The organism is Micromonospora sp. NPDC047187 (assembly GCF_040643355.1).
GTDB classification, from domain to species: Bacteria; Actinomycetota; Actinomycetes; order Mycobacteriales; family Micromonosporaceae; genus Micromonospora; species Micromonospora salmantinae.
The window spans coordinates 12589-31076 of the sequence record NZ_JBEYUF010000033.1; the positions used below are offsets into that span (position 1 = coordinate 12589).

Consider the following 18488-nt stretch of genomic DNA (forward strand, 5'->3'; position numbering starts at 1 on the left):
TCACCCGGGGATGGTTACTCCCCCGGCGTCGACTTCGCGATCTGCATCAGGAACTCGATGTTCGTGCGGGACTGCTTGAGCCGGTCCAGCAGGAGATCCATCGCGGCCTGCGAGTCCAGCGAGTGCAGCACCTTCCGGAGCTTGTGGATGATGGCCAGCTCCTCCGGTGCGAGCAGGACCTCTTCCTTACGCGTACCGGACGGGTTGATGTCGATGGCCGGGAAGGTCCGCTTGTCGGCGATCTTCCGGTCCAGCTTCAACTCGGCGTTGCCGGTGCCCTTGAACTCCTCGAAGATGACCGTGTCCGCCATGGACCCGGTCTCCACCAGCGCCGTGGCGATGATGGTCAGCGACCCGCCGTTCTCGATGTTGCGGGCCGCGCCGAGGAAGCGCTTCGGCGGGTACAGCGCTGTGGAGTCGATACCACCCGACATGATCCGGCCGCTGGCCGGCGCCGCCAGGTTGTACGACCGACCGAGCCGGGTCACCGAGTCGAGCAGCACGACGACGTCGTGCCCAAGCTCGACGAGGCGCTTGGCCCGCTCGATGGCCAACTCCGCCACAGTGGTGTGGTCCTGCGGCGGACGGTCGAACGTGGCCGCGATGACCTCGCCCTTGATCGACCGCTGCATGTCGGTGACCTCTTCAGGCCGCTCGTCCACCAGCACCACCATCAGGTGGCACTCCGGGTTGTTGCGGGTGATCGCGTTCGCGATCGCCTGCAGCACCATCGTCTTACCCGCCTTGGGCGGAGACTGGATGAGTGCCCGCTGGCCCTTGCCGATCGGCATGACCAGGTCGATGACCCGGGTGGTCAGGATGTGCGGCTCGGTCTCCAGCCGCAGGCGCTCCTGCGGGTAGAGCGGGGTGAGCTTGTAGAACTCCGGACGACGCCGGGCCTCCTCCGGCTCCATCCCGTTGATCGTGTCCAGCCGCATCAGCGGGTTGTACTTGTCGCGCCGCTGGTCGCCGCTGTTGCCGCCCTCGCGGGCCGCCCGCACCGCACCGGTGATCGCGTCACCGCGGCGCAGGCCGTACTTCTTGATCTGGGACATCGAGACGTACACGTCGTTCGGGCCGGCCAGGTAACCGGTCGTCCGCACGAAGGCGTAGTTGTCGAGAACGTCGATGATGCCGGCCACCGGGACGAGCACGTCGTCCTCGTTGACCTGCGGCTCACGCCCGCCGGTCTCGGCACCGGTCTCGGTGCGCTCGCCGCGCCCGCGGCGACGGTCCCGGAAACGGCTGCGCCGGCCGCGCCGGCCGCCACCCTCGTCGTCGTCGTCGCTGTCCCGCTCGGCACGCTGACCACGGTCGTTGCGGTCACCGCGGTCGGGTCGGTCGTTGCGCTCGGCACGCTCGCCACGCTCGGCACGCTCGCCCCGGTCGTTGCGCTCGCCACGATCGGCACGCTCGCCCCGGTCGTTGCGCTCGCCACGGTCGGCACGCTCGGTCCGCTCGCCACGCTCGGTCCGTTCGCCACGGTCGGCACGCTCGGTCCGCTCGCCACGCTCGGTCCGCTCGGCACGCTCGGTCCGTTCGCCACGGTCGGCACGCTCGGTCCGCTCGGTCCGCTCGCCACGCTCGGTCCGCTCGCCACGCTCGGTCCGCTCGGTCCGCTCGGTCCGGTCGGCACGCTCCGGACGCTCAGCCCGGTCGCGGCGGTTCTCGCCACGGTCGGCCCGCTCGCCGGCTTCCGCCTCGTCGGTACGCGTCTCGGTCGCCCGCGCCTCAGTCCCCCGCGACTCGGTCCCCCGCGCCTCAGCGGGGCGAGCCTCGGTGCTACGGGCCTCCGCAGTTGCGGTCCGGCTCCGTCGGGTGCGGCTACGGCCCTCGGTCTCGGCGGCCGGCTCGGCCGGCGCCTGCTCGGCACCGCGTCCTTCGGCTGCCGGCCGGTCGGCGGTTTCCCGCACCTCGGCACGCACTCCCTCACGGGTCGGGGCGGCCGCGGCCGCGACCTCGGCCCGTGGTCGAGGGGTCCCGGCGGCGTTGCCGCCCTGCCGCTCGGAAATCGCGGCGATCAGCTCGCCCTTGCGCATGCGAGCCGTGCCGGAGATGCCGAGCGACGCAGCCAGGCTCTGCAGCTCTGGCAGCAGCATCGCCGACAGACCGGTGCCGCTACGCCGACGACGGGCGGGAGCGGCTGCGGTGGCATCGCCAGCGACGTTGGAAACATCCGACGTCACGTCGGTGGTGTCGCTCAATGGATTCCTTCCCTCGATAAGGCCGGGACTGCCCGGAGTCGGAACTCAGGTGGCCGGGCGGCCTCGGTGCACCCGCCTCGCAAGGACGCGTCGCGGGAGTCTGTGACACAGCAGCCGGTCGGTATCCCGACTCACCAACGTCGGTGAGCAGGTCTCGCCGTCTGCGGCGACCTGTGGAAACTGCGGTGCGGCGTGGGCCTTTGGCAGGGGTAGACGGGCTGACCGCCGAGAGCTTCGGGGGTGCGCCGCCCCGCAGGAGATCGCGTGCTTCGCGGCTGTGCTAGGTCTAGAGCGTAATCAACTCTTCCGACCTGCGGCAACAGGGTCCCGCTCGGCGTGTCCAAGTCTACCCCGTGCGACCCGCGCGCCGCTGACGTCTATCGGTAACTGCCAGATCTCCCAGTCTGTTCCCACTGGGAAGCCCGTTGGAGGCTGGCTGAGCGCCAGCACAGTCGGCCCCGCCCCACTGACCACAGCTGCCACATCGGCCGCTCGCAACTCGCTGACCAGGGCAGATGTGCCCGGCATCCCGGCTGCGCGGTAATCCTGATGGAGTCGGTCGACGGTGGCCGGCAGCAGCAGGGTCGGGTCCGTGGTGAGCGCGTGCACCAGCAGCGCTGCCCGCCCGGCGGTCAACGCGGCGTCACCGTGCGGCACGGTTGCCGGCAGAGCCGCCCGCGCTGTCGCTGTCAACCCGCGTTCCGCCGGGACGAAAACAGTGGGCCGCACCGCTGGGGCGACCGGCAGGGAGACGGCCCGGGCGCCGCCCGGCTCGGACCAGGCCACTGTGAAACCGCCGAGCAGGCACGGCGCCACATTGTCGGGGTGGCCCTCGATCTCGGCGGCCAGCCGCAGCGCGCCGGCGTCGTCGAGGCGGTGCTCCCCATCGACGACCAGGGCACGGGCCAGCAGCACCCCGGCGACGATCGCGGCGGAAGAGGAGCCCAGCCCGCGTGCCTGGGGGATCCGGTTGACGCACTCCACGCTCAGCCCCGAGGGGTGGGCCCCGAGCACGTCGAACGCGGCGCGCATGGCTCGCACCACGAGGTGCCGGTCGTCGTCGGGCAGCTCACCGGCGCCCTGCCCGGTCACTGTCACCCGGACACCACCCGTGGCGACCTCGGCGGCCACGTCGTCGTAGAGCCCGAGGGCGAGACCCAGCGCGTCGAAGCCCGGGCCCAGGTTGGCGCTGGTCGCCGGGACGCGGACCCGGACCGGCTCGGCGGTGAAGTTCGTCGGCACGCGCTCATGCTAGGGCTCGGGACCGACGAACCGGTCCCGCGCCCGCTGCCTGGGACCGCCGAGTTCAGCCGGCCGGGTCCGGGACCGGCTCGACGGCCGGATCGGTGAGCGACAGTCGGCGGGTGGCGATCCGCCAGCCGACCGCGTAGACGAGGGTGATCAGACCGCAGCCCGCGAGCACCACCCGTTCGTCGACCGAGTCCACCACCAGGGCCACCGCCAGTTGACTCACCGAGATCGCCAGCGTCGCCAGCATCATGTCGGTGGCGAAGACGCGGCCCCGCAGCCGGTCCGGAACTTCACCCTGGAGGGCGAAGTTCGACATCACCCAGTTGCTGCCACCCGCGAAGTGCGCAACGAAGACCAGCAGCAGCACCAGCGGAAACCATCGCACCACCGAGGTGCCCAGGTAGGACAGGCCGTAGAGCGACATGGACAGCGCGAGGCCGGGCAGCAGCCAGGCCCGGTTGGTCAACACCCGGCGCATCAGGATCGGCCCCACCAACGCTCCCGCGCCGCGTACCGCGAAGAGCAGGCCGGCGCCGAGCGGGCCGACACCGTACACGCCGGCCAGCAGCGGGAACACGGTCAGCACGCCGTTGCCCAGGCCCACCGCCGACTTGACAGTGACCAGCGCGAGCACCCGGGGGCGGTGACCGATGTAGCCGAGCGCCTCGCGAACCGCCGACCAGGTCCGCTGGGCCGGTTGGTCGGCGTCCCGGGGCGCCTGCAACGGCCGGCGGATCCGGGTGGCGAGGGTCGCGGCCACCGCGAGGCCCGCCGCCGCCACCCAGAAGCAGACGTACGGGCCGGCAGCGGTGCTGAGCACGCCGCCGAGCGAGGCGCCGACCACTGTCATGGTGCCCCAGGCCGAGCCGGCGACGGCGTTGCCCGCGGCGAGTTCGTGCGGCTCCAGCACGTTGGGCAGCGCGGCCTGGGCGGCCGGCGAGTAGAACGCCTTGGCGACCGCCACCACGCCGATCGCGACCAGCGCCAGCCACGCCGTTGCGGCGTTCCGCACGCCGAGCAGCAGCAAGACGCCCGCCAACGCGGCCACGTTCGCGGCGATCATGATCTTCCGACGGTCGAAACGGTCGGCGATCGTGCCGGTGTACGGCAGCAGCAACGCAACGATGCCGGTGTCCACCGCCAACACCAGCGCGCCCCAGACGCCGCTGCCGGTCAGGTGCGGCAGCAGCACCAGCAGCGGCACCATGACGAACCAGTCGGCGCCGAAGACCACCAGTTCGGCAAGGAACAGGTTGCGGAAGCTCCGATTGCCGGTCAGAACCGAGAGGGTGGACGCCACGGAGCGCGACCCTACCTGGTCGTCGTCTGAGCCACACCCGCTCCCAGCAGCGCCGAAACCGTGACGAAGGTGTAACCGCGCGACCGTAGCCGGTTGATCATCTCGGTCAGACCCCGCAGTGCGACCAGCCGTCGGCGCGCCCGGGGAACTCGCGCTCCACCATCTGCAACGACCAGAGCAGCAGCCGATAGTCCAGCCGGGCCGCCGTGTGCAGCACCGCCCCGCCCAGGTGGCCGTACGGCGGGCGGAGGAGCGCCGGCGGCACCCCGGTCAGGTCGGCGATCGCGTCGTGGCTGCGACGCAGGTCGCCGTACGCCTCGGCGGCGTCCAGCTCGGCCAGGTCCCGGTGCTCCCAGCTGTGGTTTCCCACCTCGTGCCCGTCGAGCCGGTCGCGTACGACGTCGGCGTGCCGGCGGACCTGCGCCCCGACCATGAAGAAGGTGGCCGGAACCCGATGCTGGGCCAGGGTGTCGAGCACCATGGGAGTCCACTGTGGTGCCGGGCCGTCGTCGAAGGTGAGGGCCACCAGGCGCTGGTTGGTCCGCCCGGACCAGACGACCTCCAGCGCGCCGGAGCCGACGTCCTGCTGGCCATTACCGAGGGTGGCGCTGGCGGGGCCGCCGGTGATCGACATTCGGCGATGGGTGATCCGCCACGCCTCGGACATCCCCGCGCCGACGGCCACACCGCCCGCCACCAGCAGGCCACGGCGCAGCAGATCGCGCCGCCCCCACCCGCCCGCGCCCTCGGCCATCCGCCCCGCCCCGCTTCACCCACACCCCCACTCGTCTACGAGGAGTATGCAAGAAGTTACAGAAAGTATGGGGTGGGCGAGTCGGAGTGTTTCCGGTCCAATGAACCCCGAAACGCCCCCGACGAAAATCCGTCGGGGGCGTTGCGAAGCACGCTGCGACCTACTCGGTCGGCTCCGCCGGAGGCAGCGGCGAGGTACGGCTACGCGGCAGCCGCAGCACCTCGAACTGGTCCGTGCCTTCCACCAACGCGGCCGACGGCGCGGGTCGCCCGGCCGGTTGCACACCCTCGGCCGCGACCGGGGCGGGCGCGCCGCTCGGCACCGCGACCTGGTTCGGCGCTGGCACCTCGTCGGTCTCCGTCGTGGTCACCGCCGACCCTCCGGAACGCCGCCGTGCGCGGCGACCCCGCAGCGACTCCTTGGTGTGCTCCACCATCGTGTACAGCGTCGGCACCAGGATCAGCGTGAGCAGCGTCGAGCTGAGCAGACCACCGATCACCACTACCGCCAGCGGCTGAGAGATGAAGCCGCCCTCACCGGTCAACCCGAACGCCATCGGCAGCAGCGCGAAGATGGTCGCCACCGCCGTCATCAGGATCGGGCGCAGCCGGCGACGGCCACCTTCGACCACCGCCTCCCGGACCCCCATGCCCTGCGCCCGGTACTGGTTGATCAGGTCGAGCAACACGATCGCGTTGGTCACCACGATGCCGACCAGCATCAGCACACCGATCAGCGCCGGCACACCGAGCGGGGTCCCGGTGACCAACAGCAGACCGATGGCGCCGGTCGCCGCGAACGGGATGGAGATCAGCAGGATCAGCGCCTGGGTGAGGCTACGGAACGTGGCCACCATGATCAGGAAGACGATGGCGATCGCGGCCAGCACCGCCAGGCCCAGGTCCGCGAAGGCGTCCGCCTGATCCGCGCTGACACCACCGATGGTGAGGCTCGCACCCGGCACGTCGATGCCGTCCAGCCGCTTCTGCAACTCCTGGCTGGTCGCGCCCAGGTTCGAGCCGGTCGCCGCGCCGGTCACCGACACGCTGCGCTCACCGTCGATGCGGGTGACCTGCTGCGGGCCCTCGCCCTGGGTGACCTGCGCGATGTCGCCCAGCTTCACCGGACCGACCGGCAGTGCCCGCAGCTGCTCCACGGTCGTCGGCGGCTGCGTGCCCAACCGCAGCACCACGTTCTGCTGCTGGCCGTCGAGCGCCACCTGACCCAGCGGCGCTCCTCGGAACGCCTGCGACACGAGCTGCCCCACGGCGGCCTCGGTGAGCCCGACCCGACCGGCGGCGACCCGGTCGACCACCACGTCGACCCGCGGCACCCGTGCGGCCAGGCTGGTGGAGACCTCCTCGACGTCCGGAATCCCGGCCATCGCGGCCCGCGCCTCCTCGGCGGCCCGGGTCAGCGCCTCCGGGTCGCTGGCCTGGACGATCACCTCCAGCTGGCTGGTCGACGCCTCCTGCCCGCCACCGAAGCTGATCTCGCCCACACCGGCGCCGAGCTTGTCGAACTCCTTGCGCAGCACCTCACGCATCTGCTTCGCGTCGGTGTCACCGTCGAGCGCCAGCGACCAGCTGGCGACGTTGTTGCCGCCGCCACCCGCCCACGGATTGTCCCCACCGCCCGCGGTCACCTGGTACGTCTCGACGCCATCGGTGCGGGACAGCACCGACTCGACCTGCTTGGCCGCCGCGTCGGTGGCCGCCAGGCCACTGCCGGCCGGCAGCTCCTGGCTCATGTTGAGGGTGTCCTGGCCGGAGTCGTCCAGGAAGTTGGTCTCCAACTTCTGCGCCAGACCGAAGGTGCCGAAGAGCACCAGCAGGCCGAGCCCGACGGTGATCCAACGGGTCGACCGCTTGCGGGTGGCGAACCCGATGACGGGCAGGTACGCCCGCTGCAACGGGCTGCGCAGCTCCTTCTCCTCAGCGGCGTGCCGTACCGCCTCGTCGTCCGCGGTGCCGCCGCGCGGCTTGAGGAACCAGTACGCGAGGACCGGGATCACTGTCAGCGACACCAGCAGCGAGGCGAGCAGGGCCACCGTCACGGTGATCGCGAACGGCGCGAAGAGCTGGCCCACGAACCCGCCGACCAGCGCGATCGGCGCGAACACCGCCACCGTGGTGAGGGTGGACGCGGTCACCGCACCGGCGACCTCCCGGACGCCGGTGATGATGGCGTGCTGTTTCTCCTCGCCGTACTCCAGGTGTCGTTTGATGTTCTCCAACACCACGATCGAGTCGTCGACCACCCGACCGACCGCGATGGTCAACGCGCCGAGGGTGAGCAGGTTGAGCGAGTAGTCACCGATCCACAGGGCGATCAGCGCCACCAGCACGGAGAGCGGGATGGAGACCGCGGTGACCACCGTCGAGCGCACCGACAGCAGGAAGACCAGGATGACGATGACCGCCATCACCAGGCCCAGCAGGCCCTCGGTGGTCAGCGACTCGATCGACTTCTCGACGAACGGCGCCTGGTCGAAGACCACTGTCAGCTCCGCGCCGGAGGCGTCCTTCAAATCGTCGAGCCGGTCCCGGATCTCGTGCGAGATCTCCACGGCGTTGCCGTCCGGTGCCGCGGTGACAGCGATACCGAGGCTGTCCTTGCCGTTGGTCCGGGTGATCGCCGTAGCCGGGGCGAGCTGCTGCTCGACCGTCGCCACGTCACCGAGGCGAACGGGTGCCGCGGCCGGGGCGACCACGATGCCGCGCAGCTCCTCCAGGGTGGAGATCGGCGTGCCGACCTGCACCGGGAGGGCCAGTGCGCCGTCGGTCACCGCGCCGGCCGGAACCGCCACGCCGTTGGTCTTCAGCGCCGCGCCGATCGCCGTCGGCTGGATCTTCGCGGCGGCCAACTTCGCCGGGTCCGGGGTGACCACCACGACGTCGTCGCGGGTGCCGGTCACCTCGACCGTGCGTACCCCCTCGACGCCCTCCAGCTCCGGCACCACAGTCGCGCGCAGCTTCTCGGCGAGCGCCCGCTCGTCCGCATTGCCGGCCGCGGCCAGCACCACCGCCGGAAGGTCGTCGGTGCTACCCGCGATGACCTGCGGGTCGACGCCCTCCGGCAGTTGGGCGTCGATCCGGCTCAACGCGGTCTGCATCTTGTTGACCACGTCGTCGAGGTCGGTGCCGAACTCGTACGTCACCTGGACGGTGGCCGCCCCCTCGCGGGAGGTGGAGGTGACCTGGTCCAATCCCGGGATGCCCTGGAGGGCGTTCTCGATCGGCTCGGTCACCTGCGACTCGACGATCTCGGGGCCGGCGCCGGGGTAGGGAGCCACGATGAACGCGGCCGGGAACTCGAGCGACGGCAGCAGTTGCTGCTTCAGCGACGGCACGGCGAACACTCCGAACACCGTGGTCACCACCGCGATGAGGGCAATCAGCCCTCGGTTGGCGAGGCTGAATCTGGCGAGCAGCGACATCGGCCTGGCTCACTCCTGAACGAGAATGCGGGCGGGGATACCCGAAAGTGTGCCGGACTCGCATACCTCGGCCCCCGCCGCCCCCGGGCCGTCGCGCCGTCCAGCTACCCGCCGTCGATCACCACCCGGACGGTGGCGCGCTCAGGCCAGGTCGAGGGCGCGCGCCGCAGCCAGCGGGTCGTTCGCGATGGTCACCGGCGCCGGCGCGGTGGAGATCGCCCATTCCGGGTCCTTCAGCCCGTGGCCGGTCACCGTGCAGACCACTGTGGAACCGGGCGGCACCGCGCCCGCCGCGGCCTGCTGCAACAGGCCGGCCACGCTGGCCGCGCTGCCCAGCTCGACGAAGACCCCCACCTCACGGGCGAGCAGACGGTACGCGGAGAGGATCTCCCGGTCGGTCACCGCCGCGATCATGCCACCGGAGGCGTCCCGGGCATCCAGTGCCTTGGTCCAGCTCGCCGGGTTGCCGATCCGGATCGCGGTGGCGATGGTGGACGGCTCCGGCACCACCTGGCCGGTCACGATCGGGGCCGCCCCGGCGGCCTGGAAGCCGTACATCTTCGGGGTGCGGGTGGTGGCGCCGGCGGCCGACTCCTCCTCGTATCCCATCCAGTAGGCGGAGATGTTGCCGGCGTTGCCGACCGGCAGGCAGTGGATGTCGGGCGCGTCACCGAGCGCCTCGACGATCTCGAAGGCCGCGGTCTTCTGGCCGTGCAACCGGTCGATGTTCACCGAGTTGACCAACGCGACCGGGTAGTCCTGGGCGAGCTTGGCGGCCGTCGCGAGGCAGTCGTCGAAGTTGCCGTTCACCTGGAGCAGCTTCGCGCCGTGCACCAGCGCCTGGGCCAGCTTGCCCAGCGCGATCTTGCCCTGCGGCACCAGCACGGCGCAGGTCAACCCGGCCCGGGCCGCGTACGCCGCGGCGGAGGCACTGGTGTTGCCGGTGGAGGCGCAGATGATGGCCTTGTTGCCGGCCTCGACCGCCTTGGACACCGCGAGGGTCATCCCCCGGTCCTTGAAGGAACCGGTCGGGTTGGCGCCCTCCACCTTGAGGTGCACGTGGCAGCCGAGCCGGGCGGACAGCACCGGCGCCGGCAACAGCGGGGTGTTGCCCTCGTGCAGTGTGACGACCGGCGTGGCCGCGGTGACCGGCAGCCGATCCCGGTACGCCTCGATCAGACCCCGCCACATGTCGCTCTCCTCGCCTCTACCGACGCGCCCACCCGATTGTCAGGGCCACCTTGGACCAGCCTGCTGGAGTGGTCAATGGCACACCCCCGCCTACCCACCTGGCGGGACGCGCGAGCGGTCCCGTCGATGATGTAACGACTCAGGCGTCACCCTCGACCCGCAGCACACTGGTCACCGACCGGACAATGTCCAGACCGCGCAGCTCACCGACGGTCGCGGCGAGCGCGGCGTCCGGTGCCACGTGCGTGACGATGACCAGCTCGGCGTCGCCGTCGCGGCCCGCCGGCCCGCCCGCCGAACCCTGCCGCACCGTCGCGATCGACACGTCGTGCCGGGCGAACACGCTCGCCACCGAGGCCAGCACACCCGGGCGGTCGGCCACGTCGAGGCTCACGTGGTAGCGGGTCAACGCCTCACCCATCGGCCGGACCGCGAGGTCCGCGTACGCGCTCTCGCTGGCCGCGCGCACCCCGGCGAGCCGGTTGCGGGACACCGCGACCACGTCACCGAGCACCGCGCTGGCGGTGGGCGCGCCACCGGCGCCCCGACCGTAGAACATCAACTGCCCGGCCGCGTCCGCCTCCACGAAGACCGCGTTGAACGCGTCCCCGACGCTGGCCAGCGGGTGGCTGCGCGGGATCATCGCCGGGTGCACCCGGACGCTGACCGTCTCCCGGCCGGTGGGGTCGACACCCCGGGCCGCGATGCAGAGCAGTTTGATCGTGCAGCCCATCGCCTGGGCGCTGGCCATGTCCGCGGCGGTCACCTCGGTGATGCCCTCGCGGTGCACGTCGGCGGCGCCGACCCGGGTGTGGAACGCCAGCGAGGCGAGGATCGCCGCCTTCGCCGCCGCGTCGAAACCCTCCACGTCGGCGGTCGGGTCGGCCTCCGCGTACCCCAGGGCGGTGGCCTCTTCGAGGGCCTCGGCGAAGCCGGCGCCGGTGGCGTCCATCGCGGAGAGGATGAAGTTGGTGGTGCCGTTGACGATGCCGGTGACCCGGTTGATCCGGTCGCCGTGCAGCGACTCCCGTAGCGGACGCAGCAGCGGGATGGCCCCCGCCACGGACGCCTCGTAGTAGAGGTCGCCGCCGCCCTCGGCCGCCGCCTCGTGCAGGGCCACGCCGTCCTCGGCGAGCAGCGCCTTGTTCGCGGTGACCACGCTCTTGCCGGCGCGCAGCGCCTCGACCAGCCAACTCCGGGCCGGTTCGATGCCACCGATCACCTCGATCACCACGTCCACGTCGTCGCGCTTGATCAGGCCGAGCGCGTCGGTGGTGAACAGGTCCTCGTCGACCGGCAGGTCACCCCGGTCGCGGCCGAGCCGACGGACGGCGATGCCGGCGATCTCCAGCGGAGCGCCGATCCGCGCGGTGAGGTCGGCCGACTGCTCGTGCAGCAGCCGGACCACCTCCTGGCCGACAGTGCCACAGCCGAGCAGCGCCAAGCGCACAGGTGACGTCATCCCACATCCAAAGCCAGCAGGTCCTCTTCGGTTTCCCGCCGGACGATCAGGCGCGCCTGGCCGTCGCGCACCGCGACCACCGGTGGCCGGGGCACATGGTTGTAGTTGCTGGCCATGCTTCGGCAGTACGCACCGGTGCCGGGCACTGCGACAAGATCTCCGGGCTGCACGTCGGCGGGCAGGAATTCATCCTTCACCACGATGTCCCCGGACTCACAGTGCTTTCCCACCACGCGGGCGAGCAACGGCTGCGCGGTCGAGGCCCGCGAGGCCAACGTCGCCGAGTAGGACGCGTCGTAGAGGGCGGTGCGGATGTTGTCGCTCATCCCGCCGTCGACGCTGACGTACGTCCGGAGGCCGTCGAGGTCCTTGACAGTGCCGACCTCGTAGAGGGTGAACACGGCCGGCCCGACGATGGCCCGGCCCGGCTCGATCGACAGGTGCGGCACTGCCAGGTTCTCCGCCGCGCACTCCGAATCGACGATCTTGCGAAGCCGCTTGGCCAGATCCTGCGGGGTCGCCGGGTCGTCCTGGGTGGTGTACGCGATGCCGAAGCCGCCGCCCAGGTCCAGCTCGGGCAGCTCCACCCCGCGCGCGTCGCGGATCTGCGCCTGGAGGGCGAGCACCCGCCGGGCCGAGACCTCGAAGCCGCTGGCGTCGAAGATCTGCGAGCCGATGTGCGAGTGCAGACCGCGCAGCTCCAGCACGCCCTCGTCGAGGATCTTGAACGCGGCGTTCGCAGCGGCGCCGCCGGCCAGCGAGAAGCCGAACTTCTGGTCCTCGTGTGCGGTGGCGATGAACTCGTGGGTGTGCGCCTCGACCCCCACCGTGACCCGGACCAGCACCCGGGGCCGGACCCCGCGCTCGCGGGCCAGCGCGGTGAGCCGGTCGATCTCGGTGAACGAGTCGACGATGATCCGGCCCACCCCGGCGTCCAGCGCCCGGCCCAGCTCGGCGACCGACTTGTTGTTGCCGTGGAAGCCGATCCGCTCCGGCGGCATCCCGGCCGACAGTGCGGTGGCCAACTCGCCACCGGTGCAGACGTCCAGGTGCAGCCCCTCCTCGGCGATCATCCGGACCACCGCCCGGCAGAGGAACGCCTTGCCCGCGTAGAACACGTCCTCGGTCGGGAAGGCCTCCCGGAAGTCGCGGCAGCGCGAGCGCAGGTCGGCCTCGTCGAGGACGTACACCGGGGTGCCGAACTCGGCCGCGATGTCGCGGACGCTCAGGCCCGCGACGGCGACCGCGCCGTCGGCGCCGCGCGTCACCGACCGCGGCCACAGCGCCGGCACGAGGGCGTTGACGTCGGCCGGGGTACGCAGCCAGGCCGGCCCCTGGTTGCTGATGTCCGCGTGCAGCGCACCAGCCTCATGAGCCCTCATGTCACATCCTCTCGGGTGCGGAGACGCCGAGCAGGTAGAGGCCGTTGGCGATCACCGTGCGGGTGGCGTTGTTGAGCCAGAGCCGGGCGCGGTGCAGGTCGGTGATCTCCTCGTCGCCCAGCGGCAGCACCCGGCAGTTGTCGTAGAACCGGTGGTAGGAGGCGGCGACGCTCTCCTCCAGGTAGCGGGCCACCCGGTGCGGCTCCCGCAGCTCGGCGGCCGTCGCCACCACCGCGGGGAACTGGGCGAGCGCCTTGAGCAGCTCGTTCTCCTTCTCGTGGTTGAGCAGCTCGGGGCGGAACGCGTCGGCGTCGCCCGGAACCAGCCCCACCTCGGCGGCGTTGCGGGCCACGCCCGCCGTCCGGGCTGCCACGTACTGCACGTAGTAGACCGGGTTGTCGCGGGTCGCCCGGGTCCACAGCTCGATGTCGATGTCGATCGGGGAGTCGCTGGAGTAGCGGGCCAACGCGTACCGGGAGGCGTCCACGCCGATCGCGTCGACCAGGTCCTCCAGGGTGATCACGGTGCCGGCCCGCTTGCTCATCCGCATCGGCGCGCCGTCGCGCAGCAGGTTGACCAGCTGCCCGATGAGGATCTCCAGGTTGCGCTCCGGGTCGTCGCCGAAGCAGGCCGACATCGCCTTCATCCGGCCGATGTAGCCGTGGTGGTCGGCGCCCAGCATGATCACGACCCGCTCGAAGCCGCGCTCGCGCTTGTCCAGGTAGTAGGCGCAGTCAGCGGCGAAGTACGTCCACTCACCGTTGGACTTGCGCAGCACCCGGTCCTTGTCGTCGCCGAAGTCGGTGGTGCGCAGCCAGGTGGCGCCCTCGGACTCGTAGAGGTGCCCCTGCTCGCGCAGCCGGTTCAGCGCCAGGTCGAGTTCACCCCGGTCGTGCAGGTCCTTCTCGTTGAAATAGGTGTCGAACTCCACCCCGAAGTCGCGCAGCGAGGTGCGGATCTCGTCGAACATCAGCGCGACGCCCTCGACCCGGAAGACCTCCTGGGCGGCGTCGTCGTCGAGCGAGCGCACCTCCGGCCGGCGGGCCTGCACCTCGGCGGCGATCTCGGCGATGTACGCCCCGCCGTAGCCGTCCTCCGGCGCCAGCTCACCCTTGGCGGCGGCGAGCAGCGACCGGGCGAACCGGTCGATCTGCGAACCGGCGTCGTTGAAGTAGTACTCCGTGCCGACGTCGGCGCCGGTGGCCCGCAGCAGCCGGCTCAGCGCGTCACCGACGGCCGCCCAGCGGACCCCGCCGATGTGCACCGGCCCGGTCGGGTTGGCCGAGACGAACTCCAGGTTGATCTTTTCGCCGGCGAGCCGGTCGCTGCGGCCGTACTCCGCGCCGCTCTCCACGATCACCCGCGCGAGCTGACCGGCCGCGGCGGCGTCGAGCCGGATGTTCAGGAAGCCCGGCCCGGCGATTTCCACCGATTTGACCCCCGGCGCCCGGCCCAGCTCGTCGGCCAGGGCCGTCGCCAGCTCCCGGGGCGGGACGCCCACCTTCTTGCTCAACTGCAGCGCGAGCGTCGAGGCGTAGTCGCCGTGCTCGGGGTTGCGCGGTCGCTCCACCACAGTGCTCGCCGGCAACGCGGCGCGGTCGAGCCCACGCTGCTCGAAGACGGCGTGGGCGGCGGCGAGGACGACCGAGGCTAGTTCTGCAGGAGTCACCCAACCATGTTATCGGGGGTAGACTCGGGCACTCGGCGGCTCCCCTGCGCGTCATCCGGCCCGCCACTCCCCTGACCGACCGACTTGACGAGGCACGATGAGCATCAGCACCCCGGGTGGCCCTGAGCGCCGCCCGACCGTGGTCAGCACCGGCAAGAAGCCGGCCGCAGGCCGGCCGGCTTCCGGCGCCAAGGCCGGTTCCGGCAAGCCGACGGGCTCCCCCCGGGCCGGGGGCAAGGGCCCGCGCAAGCCGGTCACCCCGGTCAAGGTGAGCCAGGGCCGCGCGTGGGGGCCGATCGCGCTCTTCGTCGCGGTCGGCGTGCTCGCGGCCGGCATCATCGGGTACGGCGCGTGGGCGTCGTTCCAGGGCTCCAAGCCGTGGGACAAGCGGGCCAACGCCATCGACGGCATCGCCAACATCCGCAAGTCCGACCCGGACAGCCTGAAGTACGAGTCGCACAAGTCGGGCCCGCTGACCTGGAACTACTCGCCGCCGGTTGGTGGGGTGCACAACGCCGCCTGGCAGAACTGCATGGGCGACGTCTACGACGCCCCGATCGCCAGCGAGCACGCGGTGCACAGCCTGGAGCACGGCGCGGTGTGGATCACCTACCGCCCGGACCTGCCCAAGGACCAGGTCGACAAGCTCGCCGGCAAGGTGCGTGGCGTCGAGAAGATGCTGATGAGCCCGTACGAGGGCCTGGACAAGCCCATCTCGCTGCAGGCCTGGGGCTACCAGCTCAAGCTCGACAACGCCGACGACTCGCGGATCGACGAGTTCATCAAGGACCTGCGGGTGAACGCCTCCGTCGAGGGCCCGACGGCGCTCTGCAACACCGGCATCACCGCCACCGGCACCACGCCGCGTGAACTCCAGCAGCAGCCCACCCAGTAAGGACGGCAATGACCGCTCCGGCAACCACCGACAGCGAGTACGACGAGATCCCGGCCGCCCCGGACGAGGGCGGCCGGGCCCCGGCGTCGCGCTACGGCGTGCTGGCGCTCGCCATCATGCTGGTGGTGGGGCTCCTCCTCGGGTATGCGGGTGGTCTGCTCACCCCACGGATCACCCGACCCGGTGACGCCTCGGTCGAGGCGGGCTTCGCCCGGGACATGACTACCCACCACGCGCAGGCGGTGGAGATGAGCCTGATCGCGTACCGGTCGGCGGCCCTCCCCGAGGTGCGGCAGATCGCCGTCGACATCGCCACCGGGCAGCAGGGCGAGATCGGCGCGATGCAGACCTGGCTGCGCGAATGGGGCCTCAGCCCGACCGGGTCGAAGCCGCCGATGTCGTGGATGTCCGACGGGGCCACCGTCAAGGACGGTCTGATGCCGGGCATGGCCACGCCGCAACAGATGACCGTCCTGCGCGACGCTCAGGGCATCGAGGTCGACAGGCAGTTCCTGGCCCTGATGTACGACCACCACCTGGGCGGCATCCACATGATCGACGCGGCGCTCGGCGCGACCGACAACGCCGAGGTGGTGCGGGTGGCGAACACCATGAAGAACACCCAGCAGACCGAGCTGAACAACCTCCGGCAGCTCCAGGCGCAGGCCAGGGGCTGACCGACCGGACGGGCGCACCCGGCCCGCGTCCCCGCCGATCCGTGGGCGGTGACGCGGGCCGCACCGTGTCGAGGCCATGCACCCGCCCACCCCGACCCCGCACGGCCGAACCCGTGGCCTATGACCTGAAAGCCCTTCTCGTCCCTTGTGGGCGTTTTGCGAGGCACAGGCGATTACGTTGCTTAGAGAGTTTTCTCCCCACATATCGTGACCAGTTGCGATTCGGGCTCGTTGCCCAAGACGTGGGGGTTGCACTCAGAGACGCACGGCGCTCGGTAACCAGTTGGTGCCGACGCCACACCATCGGTGGTGACGGGGCGGTGGCAGCCGTCCGTCGCGGACAGCGGCAGGGCGAGCCGGGATTGCTCAGCCGCGAACAGGAACTCGAGTTGATTGACACGCTGCGAGGCGTCCATCCCGACGAGTTCGGCCTGGACGAGGAGTTGTGGACGCGGCAGAGCCTCACCACGCTCATCCAGCGGCGCTTCGAGCTACCGCTGGACGCCGGCGCGGTCGGGGCGTACCTGCGGGCCTGGGGGTTGGGTCCGCGGGAGCCGCGCGAGCGGGCCTGCGGGCTCTGCGTCAGCGCGGTCGAGCGTTGGGTCCGCAGCGAGTACCCGGGGATCACCCGGGCCGCCCAGGAGCACCTCGCGGAGGTCTACTGGATCGGCCGGATCCGGCTGCGCGGCACGATGCCGGCCGCCGACGTGATCTCCGCCGTCTCGTCCCGCGGCCGGGTGCGCTTCATGATCACCACGCCGACTGTGGACCCGCCGCTCCCCCGCGACTTCGTGCTGCGGCTCAGTGGCGAGGAGCAGCGCACCGTCCACCTGATAGTGGACGGCTCCTGGCCGCGCAACGAGTGGCCGCGCCGGCTCCCTCGGCGAATCGTCCTGCACCCGCTGCCCAGCTGCGGGCGGGCGGTAGCCGCCTGAGCGCCGGGTGGGCCGGTCCGACACGATCGGCTCACCCGATACCGATTCGGCGTACGCAGGGGAGGTTTGCTAGTATTCTCCAGTCGCTGAGCCCCCGTAGCTCAGGGGATAGAGCACCGCCCTCCGGAGGCGGGGGCGCAGGTTCGAATCCTGCCGGGGGCACCAAGATTGCTTGGCACAAAGATGCCCCTGACCAGGGAAACCCGGTCAGGGGCATTACTCATGTGCCCAGTCAGGCCGGCGGCGTGCTTCGATCAGAACACCAGGACGCCAACATCGAGCACAACTATCATCGCGATCGCCAACACCGGAATAGCGATTGCCATCGCAAAAACGCTGATCAGCAATAAACCCAACCCCTCTTTCCATTCCTCTCGGCTTGTGCGAGGAGGGGAGGGCTGGCCTGCTGGGCGGGTCGCAGGTGCCGGACGGGCAGTGAAGTATGAAGAAGCGGCACTGGCGAGACATCCCACGGCGATAACAAGAACTGGGGATAAAGCTACTGCCAGCATCGACACTGGGTGGCTGGTAGTCCATTCCCAGAAGGCTTGGACATCGGCGTCGAATCTTCCGGCTTCTTGAATCTTGGCGTTCGCTGACCTGCCTATCCAGGTGAGGTGTGCCATGGTCAGCAATAATGGAGCCACGATAAACCAGGTGGCCGGCACGACCCACTCACGCGCCGCCCCGAAGAAGCCGGAGCACCCTTCGGTGGGGACTCCATCCGCAACTGCGGCATCTCCGGGATTTTCGAAGCTTGGCGTGGGCGCGCTTGATTCGATCGTCGCCGGCGACTCGCGTGCCGCCAGTGTCGCGATCACCTCAGGGCCTGCATCCGTTGCCGCCGGGTCGCTCGTTGCAGGTGACCCGGAGACTGGTTGTCCCTCCATCGGCCTGGCGTTCGCTGTCGTCATGGCGGGTTCCGGGATTGTTGGTGGCTCCGAGGCCGCCGAGGTTTCCTGGGTTCCCTGGATCGCTACGTGCAACGCCATGTCGGCAGCCGGCGACGATGCCGCTTCGGCTTTCGTCGAAGCGGATGAATCGTTTGGTTTCGGGTTTCGGGGACCACCGTTACGCAACACTCGGACGGTTATCACTGCGCTGGCGATGCCGGCGACGGCCGAGACAACCGAAGCGATCTTGTCCGAGACATCCAGGAGATCCGCCATAGGCAATATCATAGATTAGGTGGGAAGTGAGAAGGGGTGGCCAGCCGACCCATGGCCGTCCTATACGTGACAGGCCCCGCCCAGAACGCATCGACGTCGACCTGCGGGGCGACCAAAACGACCCGTACAGGTCGCTCGAATAGGAACGACAAGCACCTCG

13 protein-coding genes and 1 tRNA gene are annotated in these 18488 nt (G+C 70.6%); 4 read left to right on the forward strand and 10 right to left on the reverse strand.

The features are described from left to right. Nucleotides 1–14: 14 nt before the first annotated feature. From rho to argS, 9 genes are all read right to left on the reverse strand, one after another. On the reverse strand, nucleotides 15–2204 hold the full coding sequence (rho, locus tag ABZ794_RS30955; protein WP_357518876.1) for a transcription termination factor Rho: 2190 nt from the start codon (nucleotides 2202–2204) through the stop codon (nucleotides 15–17). Nucleotides 2205–2501: 297 nt separating this feature from the next. After that, nucleotides 2502–3446 carry a homoserine kinase gene (gene thrB / locus ABZ794_RS30960; protein ID WP_357518878.1) on the reverse strand — a complete coding sequence of 315 codons (945 nt, stop codon included), beginning with the start codon at nucleotides 3444–3446 and terminating at the stop codon, nucleotides 2502–2504. A 64-nt stretch (nucleotides 3447–3510) separates the two neighbouring features. After that, complete coding sequence (locus ABZ794_RS30965) at nucleotides 3511–4755, reverse strand: MFS transporter (protein ID WP_210785741.1); 1245 nt, start codon at nucleotides 4753–4755, stop codon at nucleotides 3511–3513. A 106-nt stretch (nucleotides 4756–4861) separates the two neighbouring features. Next, complete coding sequence (locus ABZ794_RS30970) at nucleotides 4862–5509, reverse strand: polysaccharide deacetylase family protein (RefSeq protein WP_357518880.1); 648 nt, start codon at nucleotides 5507–5509, stop codon at nucleotides 4862–4864. 160 nt (nucleotides 5510–5669) lie between these two features. Next, on the reverse strand, nucleotides 5670–8948 hold the full coding sequence (locus tag ABZ794_RS30975; protein WP_357518881.1) for an efflux RND transporter permease subunit: 3279 nt from the start codon (nucleotides 8946–8948) through the stop codon (nucleotides 5670–5672). Nucleotides 8949–9089: 141 nt separating this feature from the next. Next, a complete protein-coding gene (thrC, locus tag ABZ794_RS30980; RefSeq protein ID WP_357518883.1) occupies nucleotides 9090–10139 on the reverse strand; it encodes a threonine synthase in 1050 nt (349 codons plus the stop codon). 139 nt (nucleotides 10140–10278) lie between these two features. Continuing rightward, nucleotides 10279–11589: a homoserine dehydrogenase gene (locus tag ABZ794_RS30985; RefSeq protein ID WP_208740978.1), complete on the reverse strand. Its 1311-nt coding sequence runs from the start codon at nucleotides 11587–11589 to the stop codon at nucleotides 10279–10281. A gap of 8 nt (nucleotides 11590–11597) precedes the next feature. Continuing rightward, nucleotides 11598–12983 (reverse strand): diaminopimelate decarboxylase, encoded by a 1386-nt coding sequence (lysA, locus tag ABZ794_RS30990; protein ID WP_238688517.1) that lies wholly within the window; start codon nucleotides 12981–12983, stop codon nucleotides 11598–11600. A gap of 1 nt (nucleotide 12984) precedes the next feature. Then, on the reverse strand, nucleotides 12985–14652 hold the full coding sequence (argS, locus tag ABZ794_RS30995; RefSeq protein ID WP_357518885.1) for an arginine--tRNA ligase: 1668 nt from the start codon (nucleotides 14650–14652) through the stop codon (nucleotides 12985–12987). A gap of 97 nt (nucleotides 14653–14749) precedes the next feature. Between argS and ABZ794_RS31000 the strand changes: the two genes are divergently transcribed. The 4 genes from ABZ794_RS31000 to ABZ794_RS31015 all read left to right on the forward strand — a co-directional run bounded on the left by ABZ794_RS31000 (nucleotide 14750) and on the right by ABZ794_RS31015 (nucleotide 17324). Next, the gene (locus ABZ794_RS31000; RefSeq protein WP_210785745.1) at nucleotides 14750–15547 is read left to right on the forward strand and encodes a DUF3105 domain-containing protein; all 798 of its coding nucleotides are present in this window, start codon (nucleotides 14750–14752) and stop codon (nucleotides 15545–15547) included. Between the two features lie 8 nt (nucleotides 15548–15555). Continuing rightward, nucleotides 15556–16224 carry a DUF305 domain-containing protein gene (locus ABZ794_RS31005; RefSeq protein ID WP_357518888.1) on the forward strand — a complete coding sequence of 223 codons (669 nt, stop codon included), beginning with the start codon at nucleotides 15556–15558 and terminating at the stop codon, nucleotides 16222–16224. A gap of 242 nt (nucleotides 16225–16466) precedes the next feature. After that, nucleotides 16467–17159 carry a winged helix-turn-helix domain-containing protein gene (locus ABZ794_RS31010; RefSeq protein ID WP_210785747.1) on the forward strand — a complete coding sequence of 231 codons (693 nt, stop codon included), beginning with the start codon at nucleotides 16467–16469 and terminating at the stop codon, nucleotides 17157–17159. 90 nt (nucleotides 17160–17249) lie between these two features. Further along, nucleotides 17250–17324, forward strand: a tRNA-Arg gene (locus ABZ794_RS31015). 89 nt (nucleotides 17325–17413) lie between these two features. Here the strand turns inward: ABZ794_RS31015 and ABZ794_RS31020 are convergent. Beyond that, nucleotides 17414–18328: a hypothetical protein gene (locus ABZ794_RS31020; RefSeq protein ID WP_357518890.1), complete on the reverse strand. Its 915-nt coding sequence runs from the start codon at nucleotides 18326–18328 to the stop codon at nucleotides 17414–17416. Between the last annotated feature and the right edge of the window lie 160 nt (nucleotides 18329–18488).

What these genes read in the sequence shown, in the direction of transcription:
- ABZ794_RS30970 (WP_357518880.1), bottom strand. Translation starts at nt 5,509, where the DNA reads ATGGCCGAGGGCGCGGGCGGGTGGGGGCGGCGCGATCTGCTGCGCCGT.
- ABZ794_RS30975 (WP_357518881.1), bottom strand. Translation starts at nt 8,948, where the DNA reads ATGTCGCTGCTCGCCAGATTCAGCCTCGCCAACCGAGGGCTGATTGCC.
- thrC (WP_357518883.1), bottom strand. Translation starts at nt 10,139, where the DNA reads ATGTGGCGGGGTCTGATCGAGGCGTACCGGGATCGGCTGCCGGTCACC.
- lysA (WP_238688517.1), bottom strand. Translation starts at nt 12,983, where the DNA reads ATGAGGGCTCATGAGGCTGGTGCGCTGCACGCGGACATCAGCAACCAG.
- ABZ794_RS31000 (WP_210785745.1), top strand. Translation starts at nt 14,750, where the DNA reads ATGAGCATCAGCACCCCGGGTGGCCCTGAGCGCCGCCCGACCGTGGTC.
- ABZ794_RS31005 (WP_357518888.1), top strand. Translation starts at nt 15,556, where the DNA reads ATGACCGCTCCGGCAACCACCGACAGCGAGTACGACGAGATCCCGGCC.
- ABZ794_RS31020 (WP_357518890.1), bottom strand. Translation starts at nt 18,328, where the DNA reads ATGGCGGATCTCCTGGATGTCTCGGACAAGATCGCTTCGGTTGTCTCG.